Origin of the sequence: Desulfamplus magnetovallimortis, assembly GCF_900170035.1 — a bacterium.
In the GTDB taxonomy this organism is placed as follows: Bacteria; Desulfobacterota; Desulfobacteria; order Desulfobacterales; family Desulfobacteraceae; genus Desulfamplus; species Desulfamplus magnetovallimortis.
Genome location: NZ_LT828559.1, coordinates 36,531 through 62,088 on the forward strand (window position 1 = coordinate 36,531; position 25,558 = coordinate 62,088).

The 25,558-nt window shown below is 41.3% G+C and carries 16 protein-coding genes, 3 tRNA genes and 1 riboswitch; of the genes, 9 read left to right on the plus strand and 10 right to left on the minus strand.

The annotated features are described in order from the left end of the window. Positions 1-434: 434 nt before the first annotated feature. From MTBBW1_RS23200 to MTBBW1_RS23210, 3 genes are all read left to right on the plus strand, one after another. The gene (locus MTBBW1_RS23200; protein WP_080807988.1) at positions 435-1,970 is read left to right on the plus strand and encodes a cobyric acid synthase; all 1,536 of its coding nucleotides are present in this window, start codon (positions 435-437) and stop codon (positions 1,968-1,970) included. A 417-nt stretch (positions 1,971-2,387) separates the two neighbouring features. Continuing rightward, complete coding sequence (locus tag MTBBW1_RS23205) at positions 2,388-3,008, plus strand: bifunctional adenosylcobinamide kinase/adenosylcobinamide-phosphate guanylyltransferase (RefSeq protein ID WP_080807990.1); 621 nt, start codon at positions 2,388-2,390, stop codon at positions 3,006-3,008. Between the two features lie 125 nt (positions 3,009-3,133). Then, the gene (locus MTBBW1_RS23210; protein WP_080807993.1) at positions 3,134-4,546 is read left to right on the plus strand and encodes a trimethylamine methyltransferase family protein; all 1,413 of its coding nucleotides are present in this window, start codon (positions 3,134-3,136) and stop codon (positions 4,544-4,546) included. A 666-nt stretch (positions 4,547-5,212) separates the two neighbouring features. Here MTBBW1_RS23210 and thiC read toward each other — a convergent pair. Continuing rightward, complete coding sequence (thiC, locus tag MTBBW1_RS23215; RefSeq protein ID WP_281255679.1) at positions 5,213-6,535, minus strand: phosphomethylpyrimidine synthase ThiC; 1,323 nt, start codon at positions 6,533-6,535, stop codon at positions 5,213-5,215. Between the two features lie 221 nt (positions 6,536-6,756). Beyond that, positions 6,757-6,989, minus strand: a riboswitch (cobalamin riboswitch). 203 nt (positions 6,990-7,192) lie between these two features. After that, a tRNA-Pro gene (locus MTBBW1_RS23225) sits at positions 7,193-7,269 on the minus strand. A 530-nt stretch (positions 7,270-7,799) separates the two neighbouring features. Here MTBBW1_RS23225 and tig point away from each other — a divergent pair. The 6 genes from tig to MTBBW1_RS23260 all read left to right on the plus strand — a co-directional run bounded on the left by tig (position 7,800) and on the right by MTBBW1_RS23260 (position 14,745). After that, complete coding sequence (gene tig / locus MTBBW1_RS23230) at positions 7,800-9,176, plus strand: trigger factor (RefSeq protein WP_080807997.1); 1,377 nt, start codon at positions 7,800-7,802, stop codon at positions 9,174-9,176. Between the two features lie 732 nt (positions 9,177-9,908). After that, on the plus strand, positions 9,909-10,520 hold the full coding sequence (gene clpP, locus MTBBW1_RS23240; protein WP_080808001.1) for an ATP-dependent Clp endopeptidase proteolytic subunit ClpP: 612 nt from the start codon (positions 9,909-9,911) through the stop codon (positions 10,518-10,520). Position 10,521: 1 nt separating this feature from the next. Then, a complete protein-coding gene (gene clpX, locus MTBBW1_RS23245) occupies positions 10,522-11,778 on the plus strand; it encodes an ATP-dependent Clp protease ATP-binding subunit ClpX (RefSeq protein WP_080808004.1) in 1,257 nt (418 codons plus the stop codon). A 41-nt stretch (positions 11,779-11,819) separates the two neighbouring features. Then, positions 11,820-14,486 (plus strand): endopeptidase La, encoded by a 2,667-nt coding sequence (gene lon, locus MTBBW1_RS23250; RefSeq protein ID WP_080808007.1) that lies wholly within the window; start codon positions 11,820-11,822, stop codon positions 14,484-14,486. Positions 14,487-14,570: 84 nt separating this feature from the next. Next, positions 14,571-14,646 (plus strand) — tRNA-Val (locus tag MTBBW1_RS23255). Between the two features lie 22 nt (positions 14,647-14,668). After that, positions 14,669-14,745: transfer RNA gene (locus tag MTBBW1_RS23260), tRNA-Asp, on the plus strand. A 55-nt stretch (positions 14,746-14,800) separates the two neighbouring features. Here the strand turns inward: MTBBW1_RS23260 and leuB are convergent. The 8 genes from leuB to MTBBW1_RS23300 form a co-directional block, all read right to left on the minus strand. Next, positions 14,801-15,883, minus strand: a complete 1,083-nt coding sequence (leuB, locus tag MTBBW1_RS23265) for a 3-isopropylmalate dehydrogenase (RefSeq protein ID WP_087881839.1) — start codon at positions 15,881-15,883, stop codon at positions 14,801-14,803. A 55-nt stretch (positions 15,884-15,938) separates the two neighbouring features. Then, entirely contained in the window at positions 15,939-16,952 is a 1,014-nt protein-coding gene (locus MTBBW1_RS23270; RefSeq protein ID WP_080808009.1) for a methyltransferase, read from the minus strand. 696 nt (positions 16,953-17,648) lie between these two features. Continuing rightward, complete coding sequence (locus tag MTBBW1_RS23275) at positions 17,649-19,955, minus strand: LUD domain-containing protein (protein WP_080808013.1); 2,307 nt, start codon at positions 19,953-19,955, stop codon at positions 17,649-17,651. Positions 19,956-20,080: 125 nt separating this feature from the next. Beyond that, complete coding sequence (locus MTBBW1_RS23280; protein WP_080808015.1) at positions 20,081-20,704, minus strand: lactate utilization protein; 624 nt, start codon at positions 20,702-20,704, stop codon at positions 20,081-20,083. A 93-nt stretch (positions 20,705-20,797) separates the two neighbouring features. Next, entirely contained in the window at positions 20,798-21,778 is a 981-nt protein-coding gene (locus MTBBW1_RS23285) for an ABC transporter substrate-binding protein (protein ID WP_080808018.1), read from the minus strand. 252 nt (positions 21,779-22,030) lie between these two features. Beyond that, positions 22,031-23,377 (minus strand): TRAP transporter large permease, encoded by a 1,347-nt coding sequence (locus MTBBW1_RS23290; protein ID WP_080808021.1) that lies wholly within the window; start codon positions 23,375-23,377, stop codon positions 22,031-22,033. A 169-nt stretch (positions 23,378-23,546) separates the two neighbouring features. Continuing rightward, positions 23,547-24,041 carry a TRAP transporter small permease subunit gene (locus MTBBW1_RS23295; protein WP_186441659.1) on the minus strand — a complete coding sequence of 165 codons (495 nt, stop codon included), beginning with the start codon at positions 24,039-24,041 and terminating at the stop codon, positions 23,547-23,549. A gap of 175 nt (positions 24,042-24,216) precedes the next feature. Then, positions 24,217-25,365, minus strand: a complete 1,149-nt coding sequence (locus MTBBW1_RS23300) for a TRAP transporter substrate-binding protein (protein ID WP_080808027.1) — start codon at positions 25,363-25,365, stop codon at positions 24,217-24,219. Positions 25,366-25,558 lie beyond the last annotated feature (193 nt).

Sequence of the window (25,558 nt, forward strand, 5' to 3'; positions counted from 1 at the left end):
TTTTTATATGAAAGTCTCAGTAAGTGGCTGTTTTTAAAAGGACTTTCATCTCTTCGATTGTGACGTGAATCCGCCATGTACGTTATATGAAAGTCTCGGTAACAGCCTGTTTTTAAAACGACTGTCATCTCTTCGATTGTGGCGGTCATCAGCCATGTACGTTATTGCATTTGTCTGAATCAGGATAACCAGGATTTACAGGATGTCCAGGATTTTTATCCTGTAAATCATTATCATCCTGGGTATCCTGATTCAGACAGTAGTGATAAGGCTCAAAAGAGCATAGGTGTCGGCTTTGAAAAGAACACCAATCGCCTGCCCTTACATGCATATCAGTACATTTAATTATCTGGAATACTATATCACAAAAAAGTGTAAAGTACTTTTGGTGTCATATCTAAGGATGCCGATATTGTTAGGAGAATAAACCGAGGATGAGAAAATTTAAACCCATTGCCGTGTTTGGTACAGGCTCGGATGTAGGAAAAAGCATTGTCGGGGCTGCAATCTGTAAATCCCTTGCTGATAGAGGGGTCGCGGTGGCTCCCTTTAAAGCCCAGAATATGTCCAACAACTCAGGTATCACCCCTGAAGGTCTTGAGATGGGGCGTGCTCAGATTGTACAGGCCGAGGCAGCAGGTGTTGTTCCCCATGTGGATATGAACCCTGTACTGCTTAAACCAACCGGTGAGAAGGGTTCCCAGGTGGTTCTTAACGGAGTTGCAGTTGAAAACAGCACTGCAATGGAGTATCACAGTAAAAAAGAATTCTATTTCAATGAGGCATGTAGGGCATTTGATCGCCTTCGGGACAGATACGAAATGATAGTCATGGAGGGGGCAGGTTCCTGCGCCGAGGTTAACCTGATGCCTTCAGATATTGTCAATTTCCGGATGGCAGATTATGCAGGTGCTGATGTGATTCTAGTGGCTGATATTCATCGTGGCGGGGTTTTTGGTCAATTGGTGGGGACACTTGAATGTTTGCCGGACAGGTACAGAGATATGATTAAAGGTTTTATCATCAACCGGTTTCGGGGTGATATCAAGCTTTTCAGAGAGGGAGTTGAGTGGATAGAGAAGAGAACCGGCAAAAAAGTGATGGGAGTACTTCCCTGGTATCATCATTTCAGAATTGATGCTGAAGACTCTGTTGAGCTTGAGGTTTTGTCTTCTGTCTCATCTCTTGAAAAAAACAAACCTGCCATTGCAGTAATAAAGCTTAAACATATTTCTAATTTTACAGATTTTCATGCACTCGCAGATACACCCGGGCTTCAGGTGATTTTTCTTGAAAAGCCCGTTGAGCTTGATAGGTTCAAGGCTGTTATAATCCCGGGTTCAAAGAATACAAGATCAGATCTGCAATGGCTGAAACAAACCGGCTGGGATCAGAAAATTAAATCTTTTGCAGCATCTGGAGGGCATATTCTGGGGATATGCGGAGGTTATCAGATTCTGGGCAAACATGTGGATGACCCAAACGGCCTTGAAGGTAATCCCGGTATAACAGATGGACTTGATCTTCTTCCGGTAAATACCATTTTGAAGGCACCCAAGATCACAACATTAAGTACTTTTATATGGTATGATTTTACCAGAGATTTTCTCGATATTGGTGAGGGGTATGAAATCCATATGGGCCATACCACTCGTTTTGCTGGCTCTCCCATGTTCAAGGTTCATTCCAGAAACAGCATGGTATGCCATGATGAGGATGGGACTGTTTCACGTGAAAAAAATATATGCGGAACATATATGCACGGTTTGTTTGATGTTCCAGTCATTAAAAACAGGTGGCTTGAACAGGCAGGAATTGATATGGAACAGCATCTCTATGATAACAGAGCGTCCTCATATGAGCCGGATGGTATTGCCAGAAAAAAGAGAGATTATCAGCTTTTGAAAGAGCATTTTGAAAGTCATGTAGAACTTGACATTGTTTTTCCGGCACTAAGCCGACAGCTATGATCTTTTGAGCATTGTCAACACTGTCTGAATCAGGATACCCATTATTGGGGTAGTGTCATAAAAGTGTTGATATCTTTTTGTGAAAGCCCTGCTGAATCAAGGTTTGTGAAGAGCTCATCAACATATTTGGGACACCACACCATGATTAACAGGATAAGGCAGGATTATTTATCCTGAACATCCTTTTCATCTAAGTGCTTCTTCAAGTTTAAACTGTCGGGTGATTTTACAGGTAATGCAAAGCGAAGAGGCATTTTCTACCCGACAATCAAACCTTGAAAGAACACTAGTTATCCTGATTCAGATAAATTCAATAACTGTCAAAAGGCAACAAGAAGTCGATTTTGAGAAGATAAGAATCTGCGCTTTTTACAGGGCTACGCCTGAAAACGTATCGTCACGGAGTGAATAAATAAATTGAATAAAAATACAAATATCAACAGGATCACCCTTGTGATTGGAGGATGCAGAAGCGGAAAAAGCAATCATGCTCTTTTCCTTGCCAATAAGGCTGTCTCTGTAGAAAAATCATGTGCGGACTCACAAATAGAGGCGTATGATAATGCTGAATCTGATTTAAATGATAAATACGGGCATAAGAACATCAGAAAAATTTTTATGGCAACATCGGTTCCCACTGATAAAGAGATGGAAAAACGGGTTAACAAGCATCAGAAAGAGCGGGGTGAAGATTGGTGTACTGCCGAAGTGCCCATTGAACTGCCATTGGAGATTAAGCGTGCTTCTGCTGATGTTATTATTGTGGACTGTCTGACACTTTGGGTTTCAAATCTTTTGTTTAATGGATTTGGTGAGGAGGGGATTTTTTCCAAAACCATGGAACTTCAAATGGCTCTTAAAGATCTCTCTTCTTCCGTTTTTCTGGTAACTAACGAAGTTGGTATGGGTATTGTTCCTGAAAATGCCATAGCCAGGGAATTCAGGGATATGGCTGGCTATGTCAATCAAAAGATTGCCGAGACTGCGGATGAAGTGGTTTATATGGTGGCAGGTATTCCGTGGAAGATAAAGCAGTAGATATAGCTTTCCAGAAAAATATTTTATTTTTTGGTTAAAAAAAAATAATAAGATAACAGATAATTAGACTTTCCATTATCAATTTAATTATCTGAATTCTTTCGTTACGGAAACAAGGAGTCTTAATGATCTCAAAATTATTAAAAAAAGAAATAATCGAATCCATATATGAATCTGCCACAGATATCTTATCAACCACAGGCATTGAATTTGATATGGAGAGCGCAAGAGAACTTTTTAAAAAAAATGGTGCCGGAATTGATGGTAAAAAAGTCTATATTTCCCCTTTTCTTCTGGAGAAGAGTTTGGGGTTGATGCCTCAGTATATCCATGAATCAACTGATAATAAAAAGGTGGTTGCAGGCTCACCCTTTTCAAATTCACCCATGGTTTTAGATGACCGGACAGGAGATGTCAGAAATGGTACTGTTGAAGATGCTGTCAAAATGTATCAACTTGCAGAGACTTCAGAACTTTATGAATCTGTAAATCCCGGAATTGTGGATCCCGAAGGAAATGACAGTGAGGATAAATTCATTGCTCAAATCGCCATGCTATTGAAATATTCCGACAAATTCCCAAGTCTGGGATTGCGAGCAACTCCATCTAATACAAAAAATGGTAATGTTTATGCAAGTGCCAGAAAAGCGATAGAGTTGATAAAGGAGATCAAAGAAGAGGATAAAAAAGCGGTTATGGGACAAGGGATCTGTCCAATGGCACCTTTATCCTATGATGAAGAGAGCTTGATCAATTTAACCGTTCTTGCCGAGGAGAATCAGGATATTACAATTTCTCCATGTACTTTGTCATTCATGACAGGTCCGGAAAGCCTTATGGGAATCGTCATTCATGATGTTGCCATTTGTCTTGCAGGGGCTGTATATCTTCAGCTTCTGAAGCCCGAGACAAGCGTGGCCTTCACAAATTTCTCCACAATGACGGATATGAGAACCATGCAGCCGGTATATGCAAGTCCGGAGTACCTACATGTCCAAATAATGTTCTATGAGGTTTGTCAATATTTCGGGATGAATAGTGTGCTTTGTGGATGCCTTGCTGATGCAGCCAGAAATGATTATCAGGCAGGCTTTGAGTCCTGTCTTACGACAATTGCCCCTTTTTTCATGACAGATGTTGATAGACTCTGGTGTTATCCTGGGCATATGGCGGCATTTTCCGGTGGAAGTTTTGATAAAATGATATTTGATGAGGAGTTGCTGATAAATTGCAATCGGGTTCTTCAGGGCATGAATCTTTCCATTGATCCTCTGCTTAAAGAGAAACTTGAAAAAGCCCATGAAACAAAAAGTTTTCTTACAATTGGGGATGTCAATATTTATAGAAAAGAACAGAGAATAAGTAAAATTTTTGATAAAAGGGGGCTTAACTCCAACAGCTCTTCACTGGAAAGTCCCATCCATCTCAATGCCAGAAAAGAAATAGATAGGCGGTGCGCTGAGTATATCTTGCCGGAACGGAGCAAAAGACAAAAGGCTTTGCTTCAAAAATATTTGCCATCTCAATGTAAATATTAACAAAAATTTGGCTTCCACTGCATCATTATGGAAAAAATTTATACTTTTTTAGGCATCTTTCATTTCTCGGTTTACACTTTTTTTGAACCATGATTTTCATGATTAAGGGATTACCTTGATTTTTAATCGTGTTAATCCTTAAATCCTTTAATCATGGTTCAGAATTTTTCTAAAAGTGTAAACTAATTTTGATTTGATATGAAGGATGTCCTTTTTTAGTGGAAAATTATGCGAAAGATTGGCATCTATTAAAGGCATGGTTCATACATAATCATTTTACACTTTCTGAAATAACACTACGTTTTCAGGGTGTTCCCCCCAAAAAAGTATAAAGTACTTTTGTGGGGATATGAAGTATGCCCTATTAAAGCTGAAAATAAGGATGCAACAGAGGCAAGGCATGCCTTGTCTCTACTGTATTTTTATCGAACTCTGGAACCCCCCAACTGATGCGCATTTCCACATTTTCTTCATCAAGATCAATAATTACTCAAAGTTGACACATATGATGTTGTAAGTTTTGTCAATACTGTCTGAATCAGGATTCCCAAGATTAACAAGATAAGGCAAGATTATATATCCTGAGCATCCTATCCATCCTGGTTATCCTGGTTCAGACAACTGCAATAACTTCTGAACAAGCAATAAGATGTCGATTTTGAGTAATTATATTATTGCCTTGTCATATTTTATATCCCTGCTGAAAACCTCCATACCTTTTTTCATGGCACAAAAGTCTCCGCACATGGTGCAGGTTTTCTCTTCCCTTGGAGAACGTTCGGCACGCATCTGTCTTGCTATTTCAGGAAACATTAGATATTTCCCAAGATCTTCCCATCTCATGTCCCGCCTTGCCATTGCTGCCAGTTTTTCATTTTCCCTTTTTTCAGGATACTTTGCAATATCACCAATGCGAACAGCAAGACGGGTTGCCCTTACACCCTCACGAACATCTTGTTCATTTGGCAGGGCAAGATGCTCGGCAGGGGTTATGTAGCATACAAGATCTGCACCATGCCATGAGGATGTTGCAGCACCAATTGCAGATGTTATGTGATCATAACCGGCTCCTGTATCAGCAGGAAGAGGCCCAAGCACATAATAGGGAGCGTTTCCGCTCATGCGTTTTTCAAGCATTATGTTTCCTTGGATCTCGTCCATTGGAACATGCCCAGGGCCTTCCACCATCATCTGGCATCCCATCTCACGTCCAAGCTCTGCAAGCTCACAGTTTATTATCATTTCTGCCATCTGTGCCCTGTCATGGCTGTCATGTATGGCACCTGCCCTGATGCCGTTTCCAAGGGAGAGAACAGCATCATATTTTTTCATGATGGAACATACACGGTCAAACTGCTCGTAAAGGGGGTTTTCCTTTCCTGTGGCATCCATCCAGGCAACCATGAACGTTCCCCCCTTGGAAGCAAGTCCGCCATAACGGAATCCCTGTTTTCTGAGTCGTTCAATGGTGTATTGATTAATTCCGCAATGTATGGCCATGAAGCTCAGGCCATCCTCAAGCTGTTTTTCAATCAGTTCAAAAAGATATTCAGGATCAAGTTTTGCAGGATTATGATATTTGCGGCCAGTCTCCTTGAACGCCTGATAGAGTGGAACATTTCCCACAGGCAGGCTAACAGCTTTTAGCACTTCACGGCGTATGGCATCCATGTCACCGTCTGCTGAAAGTTCCATCAGGGTGTCGGCTCCCTCCTCCTGGGCTGCGATGGCTTTTCTCACCTCTGCATCAATACTGCAAATATCTGAAGATGTGCCAATGGATACATTGACTTTGGTTCTCAAACCTTTTCCAATACCTACAGCTTTCTGGCTTTTTCTCAAGGGATTGTTGGGAATGACTATCTCGCCTTTGGCAATTCGTTGGCGGATAGTTTCTGACTCAACATTTTCATCCTGAGCAACCTGTTTCATCTGCTCTGTAATCACTCCTGCCCTGGCAAGTTCAAGCTGGGTTTTAATGCTTTTCATGGTTTTTGTCCTTTTTTGCATTCAATTAATTTTTGAATATATCTTCTGGCCTGAAATTATTCCTAAAGCATGTTACCGTGAAGCTGCATCTCTTCATTTCCATGTCAGAGCATGCAAGATATCGTTACATGAAGGTTTTGGATGTAAAAAGCCATGTTCCGGACAAAAAAAATCCCGGAACCGACATATTCTGTCAGCCCGGGATTTACCATCTCGCCTGGGTACAAACTTTTAACCTGGCAGGTCTTCTGACTCACGGATCATCCTTGCTCCTGCGTCTTCCCACAAAGCTTAAAAAAACTCTTTGCAGTGACATTTATGCAGGAGCTCGTCCCCGTTTACAGCGGCGGGACCGTTCCGGTTTTTCACCGGATTCCCATTTTAAGGCAATATATAACGTGCTGTTATTTAAAGGTTAAGCACCATTATCGCCACCTGGTCAAAAATAGAAAAAACTTTGAATAGTGCTTTGTCAAAACTAATAATTAGGGTGCAATGAACTGTAGAGAAACAAGGCTTGCCTTGTCTCTACCGGGTTTTCATCAGATGAATTTTATCTCAGAACCCTAAAATTAAGTGCTGACAATTCAATAGGTTTTGTGAACCCCAAAAAAAACAAGGCTTCAAGAAAAATTCCTGAAGCCTTCTATTTTCTAATGGTCGGGGCGAAGAGATTCGAACTCCCGACATCCTGCTCCCAAAGCAGGCGCGCTACCAGACTGCGCTACGCCCCGATAATTTATCAAAAAGCTTCTATCATCTTGTTTAATGAAAATCAAGGAAAATATCATTTTAGGAATTTTTTTATGTGAAAATCTCAGCAATGACTGCTTTTTAAAACGACTTTCATTCATTCGGTTGTGGCATGTTGACCTGCCATGGGGGTTATAAGAATAAGAAACTCCTCGTTTTTTTCTATTAAGGAATTTATTTTTAATAACTTGCCCATTCATCTCACCTCCAGCCACCTCTTACAGGCTTGCGATGGGGAGCTTGGGTAAGTTAATTAAACCCAATTACTAAGGAGTTTCATGCTTTGTTGTGGCAGGCATATGGGTCTGCCATGACTGTGATAATAAATGGCACCAAGGTATTGAAATAAAATCTTTTTTCAATTTTCTTGACACTTTTGTGGATAAGGATTAACTTAGTTCATTTTATTTAATGGTGGCTGCCCACCCACGGGGTTCGGGTTGGCTGGACGTTATTACAGTACATTTGGTAACAGAATGCTTCAGCGTTTTTGATCGTAGAAAGGAATGTAATGCAGGTAAATATAGAAGATGTAAATACAGTTAAAAAGCATATACACTTTGAAATCCCGTGTGAAGATGTGAAAATCGAGCTTGATAAAGCTTATAAAGAGCTAAATAAAACAGCTTCAATAAAAGGATTCCGTAAAGGTAAAATACCCCGCAAAGTTCTTGAGAGCCGTTTTGGCAAAGATGTTAATGCAGATATATCTGCACGAATGGTTCAAAACGCCTTTGTGGAAGTAGCCGAGAATAATGACTATGAAATCATTGGAAAGCCTGTGTTCAATCCTGAAACACCAGTGATTGAGCAGGGGAAAGATTTAATTTTTGATCTGGATTTTGAGATCAGACCACAGCTTGATGATATTGACTTTAAGGGGCTTGAGCTTAATAAAAATCTTTACAGAGTAACAAATGAAGAGATTGACGTACAGCTTAAAATGATCCAGAGACAGATGTCCACAAAAGAAGTTGTGACAGAAGAAAGACCTGTAAAATCATCTGATTTTGTGATGATTGATTATGAGGGTTTTGTTGATGGAGAACCTTTTAGTGCAACTCCCAAGGTTGAAAATTATGTGATGAGTATAGGAAGTAAAGCTCTTCCGGAAGCTTTTTCGGAAAAACTTACAGGCTCCATGTCTGGCCAGGAACTTGAGATTGAAGTTGTCTATCCTGAAGATGATAAAAATAAAGAGATTGCTGGTAAAACAGTGCTTTTCAAAGTACTTCTGAAGGAAATTCAGGAGCAGGTGCTTCCACCAATTGATGACGAGCTGGCAAAAAAACTTGGTCAATACGAAACCCTTGAAGATGTAAAAAAGGTTATTGCAAAAAATCTTCAGATGGGAATTGAGACAAGAGTTCACCAGGAGATGAGTGAACAGATATTTCAACAGCTTCTTGATAGGTGTCAGTTTGATACTCCTGATGCTCTTGTGGATGCAGAGCTTAACGCCATTGTTGCAGAGACTGAACAGAACCTCGCCCATAATAATCTTACCATGGAGGAGCTTGGATTTACTGTTGAATCCATAAAAGAACGCTCCCGTGAAGTAGCTGAAAAACAGGCACGGCGTCATATTCTTCTGGGCAAGATAATTAAGCAGGAAAATCTTGAGCTTAACGAGGAAGAGATCGAAAAATTATGTATCTCAATGGCTTATGCAATGGGGGCTACTACGGAAGTCGTAAAGGCGCTGTTGCAGGAGTCTCCTCAGCAGGCTGAATATATAAAATATACTGAGCTTGAAAAAAAGGCTGTGAATCTTATTATAGATAATAGCACTATAATTGAGGTAACACCTGAAATAGAAGGTCAGTCAGCTTCCATTGACGATGCTTCAGAAAAAGAAGAAGCAATCTCCTCTGACCCAACAGAATAGAGATGGCTTACAGTTTCAGGAATTAAGGCCGAAATAATTTACCCTCTCTTCCCATATGTTTGTAATATGGGGGCTTGGGGTGAGCAAAAGCTTGAATTATTCAAAATCGGCTTTCTATCCACAATTAAAAAATGAAAATCATGAACAGTTTTTTATATTGATCTTCAGCAGGCAGAATTATTTCGCTGAAGCATCAATTTTTTATGGTTTTCATTTTTTTGTTGTAATCTGGTCGTACTATATTTGACTGGATAGTATAAAATCGAGAATAAAGGTGACCGGTGTTTTTTTTGTTAGAAAGCATCCATAACATACTATATGCTCAAAGTTGACACCTATGATCTTGTAAACCTTGTGAAAACTGTCTGAATCAAGATTCCCAGGATTAACAGGATAAGGCAGGATTATCTATCCTGAACATCCTATCCATCTTGGTTATCCTGATTCAGACAAATTCAATAATTGCTGAAAAAACACTAAGATGTCGATTTTGAGTATATATCATGGCTTTCATGCATCGTTGTGATGCCCTCCAATCATGAGGGTTTTTATAAGAAAGTCCCCGTCTTTTAAGGTTTTAAGGACTTTCATGCTTCGTTGTGGCAAATATGTATGCCATGGCCGTTATATGAAAAAACTCTGTAATTAGTTGTTTTTATGAAGACTTTTATTCACTCAATTGTGGCGGAAATCCGCCATGCACGTTAAATAATAAACAAAGGAGTTTATACAGTGCCTTTAATACCCATGGTCGTTGAGCAGAGTAATCGGGGAGAGCGTGCCTACGACATCTATTCAAGACTGTTGAAGGACCGGATTATTTTTCTGGGTTCAGCGATAAATGATGAAATTGCAAATCTTATTGTGGCTCAGCTTCTTTTTCTTGAATCCGAAGATCCTGAAAAAGATATTAATTTTTACATAAACTCACCTGGTGGAGCAGTAACTGCGGGTCTGGCGATATATGATACCATGCAGTACATAAAACCCGATGTTTCAACGGTATGTGTGGGGCAGGCAGCCAGCATGGGCGCTCTTCTACTTGCAGCAGGCGCAACTGGAAAGCGCTACTCCCTTCCCAACTCGAGAATCATGATTCATCAGCCCCTTGGAGGTGCCCAAGGTCAGGCTTCTGATATAAAAATCCAGGCCAACGAAATTTTGCGCATGAAAGATGTATTGAATAAAATTCTTTCAAGCCATACAAACCAGGATATTGAGAAAATATCCAATGACACTGATCGTGATTTTTTCATGTCAGGCGCAGAAGCACTTGAGTATGGTATTGTAGATCGTGTTGTGGCTGACAGAGAAGATACCGAAGATCCTTCAAAGGAGGCTTGATATGGCCCGAAAAAAAGATGACGGCGACCAGTTCTTCTGTTCATTTTGTGGTAAAAACCAGAAAGAGGTTAAAAAGCTCATCGCCGGGCCAAGTGTTTTTATCTGCAATGAGTGTGTAGGATTATGTGACGAGATCATTGAGGATGAGGAAAAAAATGAAAAATCCTTTATGTCCGGCTCTCGCAGAAGCCTTACTCCAAGGGAGATCAAGGATGTTCTTGACACATATGTGATAGAGCAGGATCAGGCCAAAAAGGTGCTCTCTGTTGCAGTTTATAACCACTATAAACGCCTTGATTCTGATATTAATCGTAAGGATGATGTTGAGATTCAGAAGAGTAACATACTTCTTATCGGCCCGACAGGTTGCGGAAAGACACTTCTTGCACAGACCCTTGCAAAGTTTCTTGATGTTCCCTTTACAATTGCAGATGCCACAACTTTGACCGAAGCCGGCTATGTTGGAGAAGATGTTGAAAACATAATCCTTTCTCTTGTTCAGAATGCTGATTATGATATTGATAAAGCCCAGAGGGGTATTATCTATATAGATGAGATAGACAAAATCTCCCAGAGGGGAGACAACCCTTCTATAACAAGAGATGTTTCCGGAGAAGGTGTACAGCAGGCACTTTTGAAAATAATTGAAGGAACAACAGCAAGTATTCCTCCAAAAGGCGGACGTAAGCACCCCCAGCAGGATTTTGTAAAAGTTGATACGTCAAATATCCTTTTTATATGTGGTGGAACATTTACCGGCCTTGAAAAAGTTGTTCAAAGAAGAATCAGCAGCAAATCCATGGGATTTGGAGCCAAGATGACCAGTCGCAAAGAGAAAAATATTGGAGAGCTTCTCGAACTTCTCAAGCCTGAAGATCTTATTCGTTTTGGTCTGATCCCTGAATTTCTTGGAAGATTGCCGGTTGTCACTTCACTTGGAGAACTCAACGAAGCATCATTGATCAAGATCTTGACAGAACCCAAAAATGCCCTTGTAAAACAGTATCAGCGTCTTTTTGAATTTGAAGGCATTATGCTTAAATTTACGGATGAAGCTCTGGTTGCCATGGCAAAAGAGGCTGTAACACGTAAGTCTGGCGCAAGAGGATTAAGGGCGATAATGGAAGAGACCATGCTTGATATTATGTATGAATTGCCATCCATTGAAAATGTCAGAGAATGCGTAGTGGGGGAAGAGGTTGTGCTGACCCATGAAAAGCCCATCCTTCTGTTTGAACAGAATAAAAAACAGGCATGACCCTGCTCTCATATGACATTGAAGGGAACTGATTTTCTAATATGATCAACTTATCCAAATTGTTCAACTATGATGATGCAATATCTGACCCTGAAGAACTCCCTCTTCTTCCTTTGCGGGATCTTGTGCTCTTTCCACATATGACTGCACCGGTTTTTGTGGGAAGAAGCAAATCCATAAACGCCCTTTCACGGGCAATGACTCAGGACAAGAGAATCTTTCTTGTTACACAGAAGCATCCGGAAGTGGTAAAACCAAAAATAAGTGATATCTATCTTACTGGAACAGAAGCATCCATTACCCAGATTCTGAGACTTCCCGATGGTACTGTAAAAGCCCTTGTGGAGGGTCTCAGAAGGGGAAAAATCAACAGTATTCATGGTCATGAAAATGAATCCTATGCCACTGTCCGTTTTCAACCCATTAACGACGATCAGTTTATTCTGGATAAATCCAGGGCAGAGGCAGCCATCAGGACAGTAACCGAAGCATTTCAAAAATATGCCAAACATTCTGGCAGCATTCCTAAAAGTATGCTTCAAAATATTGAAATTCTTTCCAGGGAACACTCCAAATTTGCAGATATTATTGCATCTCATATGCCCTTTAAACTCAATGACAAACAGACTCTGCTGGAAGCCGTTGACCTTGAAGATCGTTTTCTCCTGCTTCTCCGCCTGATAGAAGAAGAGATTGAAGTCCTTGCCATGTCCCAGAAAATCAAGGTGAGAGTAAAGGAGCAGATGGAGAAACTCCAGAAACGCCACTACCTTACAGAACAGATGAGAGCCATCAAAAAAGAGATGGGAGAGGATGAGCAGCAATCCAAGACAACCCAGGAGTTTCAGGAGCTTGAGAAAAAAATAAAACGTAAAAGGCTGCCAAAAGAGGCATCTTCTGTTGTTAGAACAGAGTTGGATAAATTTGGCAAGATGTCTCCAATGTCTTCGGAAGCAACTGTTGTCAGAAATTATATTGAATGTATATTGTCTTTGCCCTGGTATCGTAAAAGCAGGAAAAAAATTAACATTGATGAAGCAGAGTCTATTTTAAACAGAGATCACTATGGCCTTGAAAAGCCAAAGGAGCGAATTCTTGAATACCTTGCCGTACAGGTGCTGGTAAAAAAAATTAGAGGTCCTGTGTTGTGTCTTGTGGGACCTCCCGGAGTTGGAAAGACCTCCCTTGCCAAGTCAGTTGCAACCTCAATGGGGCGCTCTTTTGCAAGAATTTCACTTGGTGGTGTCAGGGACGAAGCAGAGATAAGGGGGCACAGAAGAACCTATATAGGAGCCATGCCGGGCAAGATAATCCAGACCCTTAGAAAAACCGGTTTTAACAATCCTGTATTTTGTCTGGATGAAGTTGACAAAATGAGCACTGATTTTAGGGGTGATCCCTCTTCTGCACTGCTGGAAGTGCTGGATCCTGAGCAAAATCAGTCATTTAATGACCACTATCTTGATATTGAATATGACTTGTCAGATATCCTTTTTATTACCACAGCAAACACCCTTCATGATATCCCTGCACCTCTTCAGGACAGAATGGAGGTGATTCGTATTCCGGGATACACCGAAAATGAAAAGGAACAAATTGCCCACGGATATCTGATACCCCGCCAGATGGAACAAAACGGCATGAATAAAGACCTTGGGTGTTTTACAAAAGATGCGGTGATCTCCATAATTCGTCAGTACACAAGGGAAGCCGGAGTAAGAAACCTTGAGCGGGAAATATCCTCTGTTTTGAGAAAAGTTGCCAGAAAAATTGTACAAACAGGAGAAAGAAAACCATATACAATAACACCAGAATCCCTTGTCAAATATCTTGGTAAACCCCGTTTTAGAAATGGTGTCCTGGAAAAGGAAGACAGGGTAGGCATTGTAAACGGGCTTGCATGGACCCAGGTTGGAGGAGAGCTTCTGATCATTGAAACCGTTACCATGAAGGGCAAGGGTGCAGTTTCTGTCACAGGAAAACTTGGTGAGGTGATGAAGGAGTCCGCAAGTGCTGCTGTAAGCTATGTGCGTTCACGCTCGGCAGCATTGGGAATTCGTGAGGATTTTTATAAGGATCTTGATATACATATACATGTGCCTGAAGGTGCCATACCAAAAGATGGCCCTTCAGCAGGTATAGCAATGTGCACTGCTGTTATTTCGGTATTGAGCAATAGACCGGTGATGAGAAAAACAGCCATGACAGGAGAAATTACCCTTCGTGGCAGGGTGTTGCCTGTGGGAGGCTTAAAAGAGAAGCTCATTGCCGCCCATGCAAGCGGCATTAAAAGGGTTATCATATCAAAGGACAATGAAAAGGATATTTCTGATCTGCCGGATTCTATTCAGAAAGCCCTGGATATTGTACTTGTTGAGGATATGGAAGAGGTCCTTGAGATGTCCCTTGTACAGAGCCCTAAGAAGCCTGATGAAAAGAAAAAGAGTCCTGGTGAAAAGAAAAAGAGTCCTGATGAAAAGAAAAGGAGTCCTGATGAAAAGAAAAGGAGTCCTGATGAAAAAAAACTTGATTTTAACCATATGACAGAAGATATCTCAGAGCATATGACAGAAGATATCTCAGAACAAGAGAGCTGTAATGCTTCCTCTAAAGAAAGTTGTAATGCTGCATCCAAAGAGAGCAGTAGTGCTACTATTAAAGAGTCCTTAAATGCAATGCTTACAGAGAGAGATTTTATATCTGCATAAAAAGCATAAAAATAATAAGGTCATGCTTTTTTTTCTTGACAGTAGATCATGATACTGATAAATAGTTGCTCACTTTTGAGGTGAGGGCGAATAACTCAGTTGGTAGAGTGCAACCCTTACAAGGTTGAAGTCACAGGTTCGAGCCCTGTTTCGCCCACCACTTGCCTTGAAGGAAAAAATGCGGGGGCGTAGTTCAGTTGGTTAGAACGCCTGCCTGTCACGCAGGAGGCCGCGAGTTCGAGTCTCGTCGCTCCCGCCATTTAAAAAAACAAGCACTTGCAGGAATTTCTTGCAAGTGCTTTTGTTTTTCCAGCTTACCCTATTAAAACTGATGCAATAGCATCCCCCATCTCAACTGTATTAACAGCTTTTTCCCTTTCATTTGTAAGATCAGCCGTATAAATTCCTCTGTCAAGCACAGAAGATACAGCATCAACAATTCCATCTGATGCCTCCGGCATATCCAGGCTGTACTTAAGCATCATGGCAGCAGAGAGTATCTGGGCAATGGGATTTGCAATTCCTTTTCCAGCAATGTCAGGGGCAGAGCCTCCTGCTGGTTCAAACAGCCCAAATTGCTTTTCATTCAGGCTTGCAGATGCCAGAAGACCCATTGAACCCGTAATCATGGCACACTCGTCAGATATTATATCTCCGAACATGTTTCCGCACAGAAGAACATCAAACTGATGAGGATTTTTGACAAGCTGCATTGTAGCATTATCAACATATATATGATTCAGGGTTACATCAGGATATTCTTTGCTTACCTCAATGACAACTTCACGCCAGAGTACCATGGATGTAAGTACATTTGCCTTGTCCACGGAAGTCACCAAATTTCGCCTTTTTCGAGCAGCTTCAAATGCCATTCTGGCAATTCTGTCAATTTCAAATCTTGTATAGACAAGAGTGTCATACCCTTTTTCTTCAGGCCCTGATCCTTCTCTTCCCTTTGGCTTACCAAAATATATACCGCCTGTAAGTTCCCTTACACACAATATATCAAAACCATCTTTTACAATCTCAGGTTTTAATGGAGATGCCGATGCAAGGGATTTAAAAACCTTTGCCGGCCTTAGATTGCAATAGAGGCCAAAATGTTTTCTCAAAGGAAGAAGTGCACCTCTTTCAGGCTGCTGTTCAGGTGGCAGGGATTCCCATTTGGGACCACCTACAGAACCAAATAGCACAGCATCACTTTTTTCACAAAGCTCAAGGGTGGAGTCAGGAAGAGCCTTACCGTGATTGTCTATGGCACAGCCTCCAACATCAGCCTCTTCATAATCAAGTTGAAAATCATATTTTTTTCCCGCTGCCTCCAGAACTTTGACAGCTTCCTTCATAACTTCCGGGCCTATTCCATCTCCTGGAAGAAGTGCGATCTTTTTTTTCAATTAATAACTCCTTTTTCATAATTCATTTCAGATAATATCCGTGTCTGCTCACTGTTTAGATGTCAGGCATAAGAGCTGTGATAATTCCGGATTCCATAGGGCCTTTATAGGGGGTTCTTTCCATATTTACAAATCCGGCATCATCAAGCATATCCATGATTTCAACTTCTGAATATGATTGGCCTCCATCAGTGCCTACAAGCATATTCAATGAGAAAAGTGCAGGAAAAAGCGGTGCACTTCTTGAGTTGTTCAGAATAAAATCATGAATAATTATCATGCCTCCGGGATTCAGCACAGATGCTGCCTTTTTTATTAGTTTATGGCAATCTTCAGGTGTTTCTGCGTGCAGGATGTGGGATATCCATACCACATCAAAGCTTGCTTTTATTTCATCCACAAGAAAATTACCACCCTGAAATGTTATTCTATCCTGCTGGTTAAATCTTGCAATGGTTTTTTCAGCAAATGGCCTTGTTGTAGGCAGATCAAAAACAGTTGCTTTAATATCCTTGTTATGAAGACAGAACTGAATTGCATAGGTTCCAGGGCCGCCTCCAAGATCAAGAAGGGTCTTTCTCCCTGAAATATCTATTGTGGGCACAAGTCCCGGAGCTGTTGCCATGGCAATATTGAACATTCCCATGAGAAAACTTTCTCTTTTTGCATCATCACTGAATGTTGCCCTTGATCTTACCGGTTTTCCACTCATGACAGATTCATCAAGACGGGACCATGATTCCACAAGATGGTGATGATGCATTATCATAAAACCGATGTATTTAGGAGAAGATTTTGACAGAAAAGTGGATGAAACAATGGAGTTGGAATACAAGTCTCCAGTTTTTTCAAGAAGCTCCATGGCACAAAGAGCATCCAGAAGCATGGCAAGGCTTCTTTCCGGTGCCTTCATCTGTGCCGCAACATCATGGGCTGATAATTTTTTTTCTCCAATAACAGTAAAAACATCAAGTTTCACTCCTGCATGAAGGGTACAGGTGTTCCAGTAGGAACCTGAAAGTTGAAGCAGCTTTCCAGGATTGAGTTCATTATTGACTGTCGTGGTCATGAGTTCCTCCTTAAAATTTTCAATAAACCATCATGATTGCGAGGGTATCAAAGCGATGCATTAAAGTTTTTTATAAGAAAATCTCCGTAACATACTGATATACAACGACTTTAATGTTTTGTTGTGATGCGTCAGCAAACATGGGGGGTATAAGAAAGTCCCCGTCTTTTAAGGCTCTAAAGGACTTTCATGATTCGTTTTGGCAGATGGATCTGCCATGGCCGTTATATATACTTTCCAGAAAAATATTTTGTTTTTTGGTAAAAAATTAATCAAGATAACAGATAGTTAGACTTTTCCATTATCAATTTAATTATCTGGAATACTATAGCAGGCATGTTATGGAAACTATCTAATAAAAAAGGCATTCTTCATATCAACCCCAGATGATACTCCGGAAAGTATAGGGTGGTCAATGAAGAATGCCGTAAAAGGAAGGCTCTCTTCCGAAAATGGGGCAAACTGTCTTTAAAAGTGTAAATCGGGAAATGAATAATGCCGAGAATTAAATGAAATCTACTCAAAGTCGACACCTATGATCTTGTAAGCCTTGTCAACACTGTCTGAATCAGGATTCCCAAGATTAACAAGATAAGGCAGGATTATCTATCCTGAGCATCCTATCCATCCTGGTTATCCTGGTTCAGACAACTGCAATAACTTCTGAAAAAGCAATAAGATGTCGATTTTGAGAATCTATATTATTTCCGCCAAATGGACAACTTTAAAACTTCTGTTCTGGTTAAGAGCACCTCCCCTAAGCTGCATTACACATCCTGGACACTCTGTTACAAGAATTTCTGCTCCTGTCTCTTCAACATCATTTAGTTTGCGTGTCAGAATCTCACGGGATACAGCCGGAAAATTAACGGAAAAACTTCCGCCAAAACCGCAGCAGGTCTCCTCTTCATCTGCCTTTACAAACTCATGACCTGTCCTGCCAAGAATCTCTTTTGGTTCATCTTTTATCCCGATACCGCGACAGAGGTGGCATGGAGAGTGCCATGTGATTTTCTTTCTATCAATATTTTTAAGCATGTTCTGGCCATTTCCTGAATCCTGTAAATCTACAGCATTAAGGCTATCCATCCCTCCTGTCATGTAAATGAACTGACTGAAAGGCATCACTTTTTCTGCAAAATCGGTTGCAGATTTCCCAAGGATGCTGCCGGTCAAAAGAGGTACTGCGTGTTTAAGGTGGGAAGCACATGAAGCGCACAGTGTGACGATGTAATCAAGCTTAAGGCCCTTAAATGCATTTACATTCTGAATTGCTACATCTTTTGCTGCATCCTTTTCCCCCATGCTCAATGCAGGAAGGCCACAGCAGGATTGTCCCATGGGAAACTCAAGGATAATTTTTTTGTCTTTTTGAGCATATTTTGAAAAAGCCAGAATCCCTGCCTCAAGTTGTTCAGGATATACAAAATCCTGCACACAGCCGGAAAAAATACCCACCCTGATAATGTTTTTGTCGTTGTCTTTAACGTTTTTCTGATTTTTCTGATCTGATTTTTCGCTTGTTGCAGCCACGGCCTTTATGCTTTCTGCACTCTGGTGCTCTTTTTTAATACTTTCCCAGCGGTCTCTGAAGGGGATTTTTGCAATTGCAGGAAGTCTTCTGAAGTTATGATCCTTTGCAAAGATCATGGGAAGGTGTCTCAGATATGGAGTGTCACCTGTTACAGGCTTTTGTGCCACACTTGCAGCTCTTAAAAGTCCGTGGAACAGTTTTCTGTTTTTTAAAACCTTTGCAAGCATAAGACTTTTTAAAGGATGTCCATCCTCATCCTGTATGCGGGTGTGAACCTCTTTGATAAGTCTTGGAAGGTCAATTCCACCTGCACAGACAGCCTTGCATGCTCCGCAGTTGGTGCAATTCTGGACAATATTCTTTGCATTTTCAGCACCATGAAAAAAATAGGTGGTGATAAGTCCAATTGCTCCGATATATATGTAGCCAAGCTGATGTCCGCCAACCATACGATATACAGGACATACATTGGCACATGCTCCGCACCTTACACACTGTAAAATCTGGGCAAAGTCAGGATCAGATGCAATTTTGCTTCGTCCGTTATCTAAGAGCACAATGTGCATTTCCCGTTTTCCGGATGGAGTGGTTTTGCATTCAGATGGGCCTGTTATCCATGTGACATATGAAGTGAGCCTTTGGCCTGTGGCATTTCTGGGAAGTACCTTTGCAACGGTCAATGCATCTTTAAGAGATGGAAGAAGCTTGTCAATTCCTGCAAGAGCCACATGCACCCGGGGCAGTGTTGTTGCAAGGCGGGCATTGCCTTCATTGGTTACAATACCTATGGTTCCTGTATCTGCAATAACGAAATTTGCACCTGTAATTCCCATGTCAGCTTCAAGAAATTTTGACCTAAGCTCCTTTCTGGCCACTTTTACAAGGCGTTCAATCTCTGCATCCTGGTTTTTTCCTGTTACATCAGAAAAAAGGTCTGCCACCTGAAACCTGGAAAGATGGATCGCCGGCATTACCATGTGGGATGGCCCTTCATGGCGAAGCTGCACAATCCATTCACCAAGGTCGGTCTCTGTAACATCAAGATTTTCCTTTTCCAGAAAGTGATTGAGATGAGTCTCTTCTGCTGTCATTGATTTTGATTTGATAATCTTCCGGGAGCCGCTGTTTTTTGCAATATCTGCGATAATTCTGTTAGCTTCATCTGCTGTGGCAGCCATATGCACCTGTATGCCGCACTCCTCAGCCTTTTTCCTGAACTGCACCAGAAGCTCACTGTTTTTCATGACAGCGTTTTTCTTAAGCTCTGCCACCTCTGCAATGAGTTCGTCAACACCTGTATCCATATCTGCAAATGCATTTTTGCGGCTCTCTTTGTACGCTATTGCAAATTTGTCCATGGCACTTCGGAGGAAATCATTGGAAAGTGCGTTGTTGATGCGTTTTTTATAGGCATTAATATGCTCTCCCCCACCTTCTGTTTTTTTTTCAACTGTTTGATCTATTCCCATGATTAAGATTTTCTCAGCCTCCAGTCCATTTGTTGTGCATGTAGTATTTTTTAAAACTGTATTTTGCTAAAACATCCTTCGTATCATTGAAAAAGTGTTATTCACCTTCCGGTTTACAGGTTTTGTTATTTTTCAATGTCATCCAGTAGAATGATATGAAGCTCCAGGGGGCCGTGAACCCCTATGGCCAGAACACGCTCAATGTCGGCAGTACGGCTTGGGCCTGTTATGAATGCAGTGTATGAGGATGGTTTTGATGTTAAAAGTTCAAGCTCTTCGCACATAGCAAGGGCACTTGGTCTGATATTTGATTTTAAAAGAAGAGCCACATGGATTTCGCTGATCATGGTTGCAAGGCGTTTTTCTTCGGAGTCTGAGCTTACAACAAGAGTTCCGGTATCGGCGATGCCGTAATCTGCTGTCGTAATGCCAACATCTATTCCCGTACCATGATTTCTAAGGCTCTCTGTGATAAGATCGATGTTGTTGTCACTACAAAGTTTTGCCAGTATTTTCAGTTTATCTTCATCAAGATCCAAAGCTGCCATGGTTTTGCCATGCATGAGACTTATACGGCTGTCTGAGTCTCCTGTATGGGGAGTTTCAGAAGAACTGTTTGTCATCATCGCAGGCGATTTTTTTACACATACAGATACCGCGATTTCCAGTGCATCTTGAATGCTCTGGGCCTCATGCACCATTGAGGATACCATGGATGTCTTTTTTTTGAATTCTGTCACTATGTCCATTTGAGTCAATTATATCTCCTGTTCAGAAATGACGAATTGCCAGTTACGATTTTTGTTATAAAGTCTCTTTGTTTCTGGTCAATCCAGGCTAGGTTATTCAATAAATGTTGTTTTTGAAACCATGTCGCCAGTAATGGTTAATCCCCATTTCTCAAGCTGGGATCTGCTGAAATACAATTGTCCATTATCGGCTGTCTGGGGAGGAATTCTGCCGTGATTTTTATCTGCAAGCATTTTAAGAGCAAGCTCTCCTGCTTTTTTTCCCTGGGCTTTGCCAAAGAGGACATAGCCGCCAATTGCTTTACCTTTACCCACTGTGAAATCCCAGAAAGCAAAAGGCGGAACCGGTGTATTGTCAGATGTCCATCCCAACACTTTATTTGCATCCACATGATTTCCTGCATCATCAACCAGTGTATGGTAAAGCCCTACGATAATTGCATCATAATCCTGATTTTTTGCCTCAAGGACACTCTTCTGCCATGTTCCAAAATTGTCAATGAGTTTTATATCTGCAATAATGCCTCCGAAAATCTGTCTCTCTTTTCCACTAAATACTTCAGTGTGAACAACCTTTGATGTTTCTCCTGAATCAAACAGAATAAGAACCTTTTTTACTTCAAAAAAATCGTCAATATACTTGATGGAACGCTTCATCAGTGGACGCTCCAGAACTCCGGTGATATTATCAAATCGTGCCATATCATAATACCTTGGATTGTTGTTGATACCAAGATATACCACAGGAGTGGTTGTGACTGAGAATTTTTTGCCAAGATATTTCAGCGCATTATCGTCGCCTAGAATAACAAGGGAAGGTTTAAGCTCAAGGTATTTTTCCCAGGCCATCTGTGCTCTTTTGTCATACTCTGAAGCAGGCAGGCGTTTGGTATCCATTTCAAAATATTGAAGGTCGTAACCATCCTTGAGAATATCTTTCAGACCTTCAATATAGCTTGCATCCCAGGGATATTCTGCATGATAGCTTTCAATTACAAGAATGCTCTCTTTCTGGGCAAATAGGGATACAGGAATAGTCAGTAATAACGTTATTAAAAGAATGATTCGTTTCATAATAATCCTTTTGTCTGTTTTTTTAAATACTTCCTGCTTTTGCAGAAGATAAATGGAATGGGTATAACGGCCATGGCAGAAACCTTTGCAACAGTGATGCTGTCTGAATAAGGATACCCAAGATTAACAAAGATAAGGCAGGATTATCTATCCTGACCATCCTATCCATCCTGGTTATCCTGATTCAGAAAAATGCAATAATTGCCGGACTCAAGTTGCAATTATTCGTTGATTCTATGAAACTTTTTTATATTATGATGCTCCAAAGAATATACCAGGAAGCCATGTTACGATACCTGGAAAGAGGGATAGAATTGCAAGACTTAAAAGCTGAATAAGAACAAAAGGCATGATTCCTTTGTAGATATGCATCATTGTATAACCTTCGGGTGCTACACCTTTAAAATAGAAGAGGGCATATCCAAATGGCGGGGTCAGAAATGATGTCTGGAGATTTACGCACATTAGCATGGAAAACCATAGTGGATCAAAACCTATCTCCATGGCAATGGGCATGAATATGGGAACAGTTACAAGCAAAATGGCAGCCCAGTCAATGAACATGCCCATGAAAAAGACTATGAGCATCATGATGGCAAGAATTGCCCATTTGTTCATTCCGCTTCCTATGAGGAGATCAGCAACAACATCGCCGCCACCCATCCCTAAAAACACAGTACTGAAAAACTTTCCGCCAATAAAAAGCATCATTACCATTGATGTTGTTTTAAGTGTTGCATAGGCTGACTCTTTAAGTACTGTCATATTGAGTTTTTTACTTGCAAATGCAAGGATCATTGCACCGCTTGCCCCAAGTCCGGCAGCTTCTGTAGGAGTTGCAACACCAGCCAGAATGGTACCCATTACCGCAAGTATAAGTGCAAGGGGCGGTACCAGGGATTTCATTGTCATTGTCCATTTCTGGGCTGCTGTATATTTTGAGGCTTCAGCTTTTGAAATTGGAGGGCCAAGCTGGGGATTGATGTTACAGCGAATAAAGATATAGATAAAATACATTGATGCCAGCATCATGCCAGGAAGAATTGCACCGGCAAAGAGATTTCCTACAGATGTCTCCTTCATGCCCGTGAGGCCACCAAAAACAACCATCATGATACTTGGTGGAATAAGTATCCCAAGGGTTCCTGATGCGCATATGATACCGCTTGCAAGCTCTTTTTGATATCCCTTGCTCATAAGGGCAGGTGTTGCCAGAAGGCCCATGGCAACCACCGAGGCTCCAATAATACCTGTAGTTGCGGCAAATACTGTGCAGACAACAACAACAGCCAGGCCAAGCCCGCCTTTAAGTCCGCCCAATACCACATAGAGAGATTCAAACAGGGCTTCGGAGACTTTTGATCTGTCCAGGAGCTGTGCCATGAGAATAAAAAGAGGGATGGCAACAAGAGTGTAGTTATTCATCAGGCCCCACGCATTGTTGGCAAACATGTCAAAGAGCATGGGAATGGAGAATCCGTTATCAATAAGACCAAAGAGTGTCGCCACTGCGGCCAGCGTGTATGCCAGTGGGTGGCCAAGTGTGATGGCCAGAACCAGTGTGGCGAACATCGCCACTGTCATGAATTCGAGACTCATGTGAATACCTCATTTTTAATATTTGTTTGCCGAAAATTAACGTGAATTTAAAAATCTGTAATATTTACCGTGAAAATGGCTCTCATTTTCATTCACGGGGTGATTGATACGCAATCATGCCCGTGTAATCCTGCAATTGACTTTTTCCTGGAAATCGTGACTTGAAGGGTTATTTCCTAAGAGAATTGATATCATTGATCAGGTTGGCAACTCCCTGAAGCAGAAGAAAGAGAAAACAGACTGCCATGAGGAGCTTCAGTGGCCATATGGGAGGTGCCCAGCTTGTGGAGTTGACCTCAAGTCCCATGGTGGAGGAGATACCGAATTTTAATGCCCAGATTGTCATGCAGATCATTACCGGCATGAAAAAGAGAATATTTGTAATAACTTTAAAGATGCTCTGTTTTTTTTCAGAAAAAAGAGAAGTAAAAATATCCACCTTTACATGGCCGTCATGGACATCAGTGTATGCCATGCCGAACATATAGTGGAGTCCGTAGAGGAAGGTTGTTGCCTCAAAACCCCATGTTGTGGGTGCATTGAAGGCATATCTCATGAATACTTCGTAAACCACAATAAACAGAAGTGGGTAGATGAGAAAAGATGCCCATTCCCCCTCTTTTCTGCTGATGGTCTGTAAAACATTTGAAGTTGATTCCAGCATTGCAAGATTCCTTATTAATTGCATTTTTCTGAATCAGGATAAACAGAATTTACAGGTTAATGCTGTCCGTCACGATTTTTATCCTGTAAATCCCGGCTATCCTGGTTATCCTGATTCAGACACTATTAAGAAAGCTCAAGTGACGCCAGGTGTCAAGTTTGAGTATTGAAAGGGGTTATTCTGTAATCTGGCCGCTAATATATCTTTCATATGGCCATGGAGTTGCACCACTTCTGGCATCTCTCCAGTCTGCATAGCTTTCCAGGAACTCTTCCTGGGAATCCATAACTTTTTTTACATCAGGATATTTTGTTTTCAGATCATCAATGTATGCCTTTGTGGTTTTACGGAACTCAATCAGTGTCTCTTTGTCCATTTTTACGATTTCCACTTTTTCTTTAAAAAGACGAATTGCCTTGGCATTGAGGCTGTTGATCCAGTTGTAGCTCCAAAGCTGAGTCTCTTTGGCACAGATATCAATGATCCATTTAAGGTCTTCAGGAAGTTTATTGTAGGCATCTTGATTAAAGAAAAGAGCGCACTGGATACCTGGTTGATGGACACCTGGTTGAATGGCATATTTCGTAATTTCGTCAAAACCCATGGGATAGTTGATGGCAGGAGAGGAGAACTCGGCAGCGTCAATAACGCCACGCTCAAGGGCAAGATAGACTTCGCCGCCAGGAAGGGGGCTTACAGATGCGCCAAGGTTGTTCATGATATCCATGTACCATCCAGGAGTTCGAAGCCTCATACCCTTGAAATCTTCCATTTTTGTGGCTTTTTTGTTGGAGAAAAGTCCCATCTCCTGACCGCACTGACCTCCGGGAAGGGCAAAGAGATTGAATTTACCATATATCTCCTGCATAAGCTCAAGGCCACCTTTTTCGTAAAGCCAGATGTTGTATCCTTCTGCATCAAGACCAAAAGGGACAGATGCGAATGCAACAAACGCCTCGTTTTTACCTTTCCAGTAACCTGGCCAGTCATGACCAACCTGAGCAGAACCTTTGCTTACAGCGTCAAAACTCTGCATTGCAGGAACAAGTTCGCCTGCTGAAAAAGGTTTAATATCAAGGCGACCGGCAGATGCCAGACGAACACTGTCTGCAAAATGGACGGCGATATCGTAGAATAGAAGTCCCTTGGACCAGGGCATAACCATTTTCCAGCGAACTTTTTCATCAGAAGGTTTGAATGAGACGCGCTGTGCATCTTTGTGGCGGGGGTCTTCTCCAAATTTTTCACGTTTTGCAAATGCATTTGGAACAATGAGACAAAGGGTTATTAGGCAGGCAATCATTAAGGTTAAAGCTTTTTTCATTGTGTTGTGTCCTCCATTGATAATGGCTTAAATGAAATGTTATTCTGGTTTTATTGTACGAAATCGCCATATCGGCGCTACGACCTCTTTGTGGTGTCTGTAACCTCCTTTCCTGGAAAAATTTTTGGATTGTCCAGCATACCAATGATTTGTTTCTTGCTAAGATGAGTATGAATTTCTTATGGTATGACCA

What these genes read in the sequence shown, in the direction of transcription:
- MTBBW1_RS23200 (WP_080807988.1), top strand. Translation starts at nt 435, where the DNA reads ATGAGAAAATTTAAACCCATTGCCGTGTTTGGTACAGGCTCGGATGTA.
- MTBBW1_RS23210 (WP_080807993.1), top strand. Translation starts at nt 3,134, where the DNA reads ATGATCTCAAAATTATTAAAAAAAGAAATAATCGAATCCATATATGAA.
- thiC (WP_281255679.1), bottom strand. Translation starts at nt 6,535, where the DNA reads ATGAAAAGCATTAAAACCCAGCTTGAACTTGCCAGGGCAGGAGTGATT.
- tig (WP_080807997.1), top strand. Translation starts at nt 7,800, where the DNA reads ATGCAGGTAAATATAGAAGATGTAAATACAGTTAAAAAGCATATACAC.
- clpX (WP_080808004.1), top strand. Translation starts at nt 10,522, where the DNA reads ATGGCCCGAAAAAAAGATGACGGCGACCAGTTCTTCTGTTCATTTTGT.
- lon (WP_080808007.1), top strand. Translation starts at nt 11,820, where the DNA reads ATGATCAACTTATCCAAATTGTTCAACTATGATGATGCAATATCTGAC.
- MTBBW1_RS23270 (WP_080808009.1), bottom strand. Translation starts at nt 16,952, where the DNA reads ATGACCACGACAGTCAATAATGAACTCAATCCTGGAAAGCTGCTTCAA.
- MTBBW1_RS23275 (WP_080808013.1), bottom strand. Translation starts at nt 19,955, where the DNA reads ATGGGAATAGATCAAACAGTTGAAAAAAAAACAGAAGGTGGGGGAGAG.
- MTBBW1_RS23280 (WP_080808015.1), bottom strand. Translation starts at nt 20,704, where the DNA reads ATGGACATAGTGACAGAATTCAAAAAAAAGACATCCATGGTATCCTCA.
- MTBBW1_RS23285 (WP_080808018.1), bottom strand. Translation starts at nt 21,778, where the DNA reads ATGAAACGAATCATTCTTTTAATAACGTTATTACTGACTATTCCTGTA.
- MTBBW1_RS23290 (WP_080808021.1), bottom strand. Translation starts at nt 23,377, where the DNA reads ATGAGTCTCGAATTCATGACAGTGGCGATGTTCGCCACACTGGTTCTG.
- MTBBW1_RS23295 (WP_186441659.1), bottom strand. Translation starts at nt 24,041, where the DNA reads ATGCTGGAATCAACTTCAAATGTTTTACAGACCATCAGCAGAAAAGAG.
- MTBBW1_RS23300 (WP_080808027.1), bottom strand. Translation starts at nt 25,365, where the DNA reads ATGAAAAAAGCTTTAACCTTAATGATTGCCTGCCTAATAACCCTTTGT.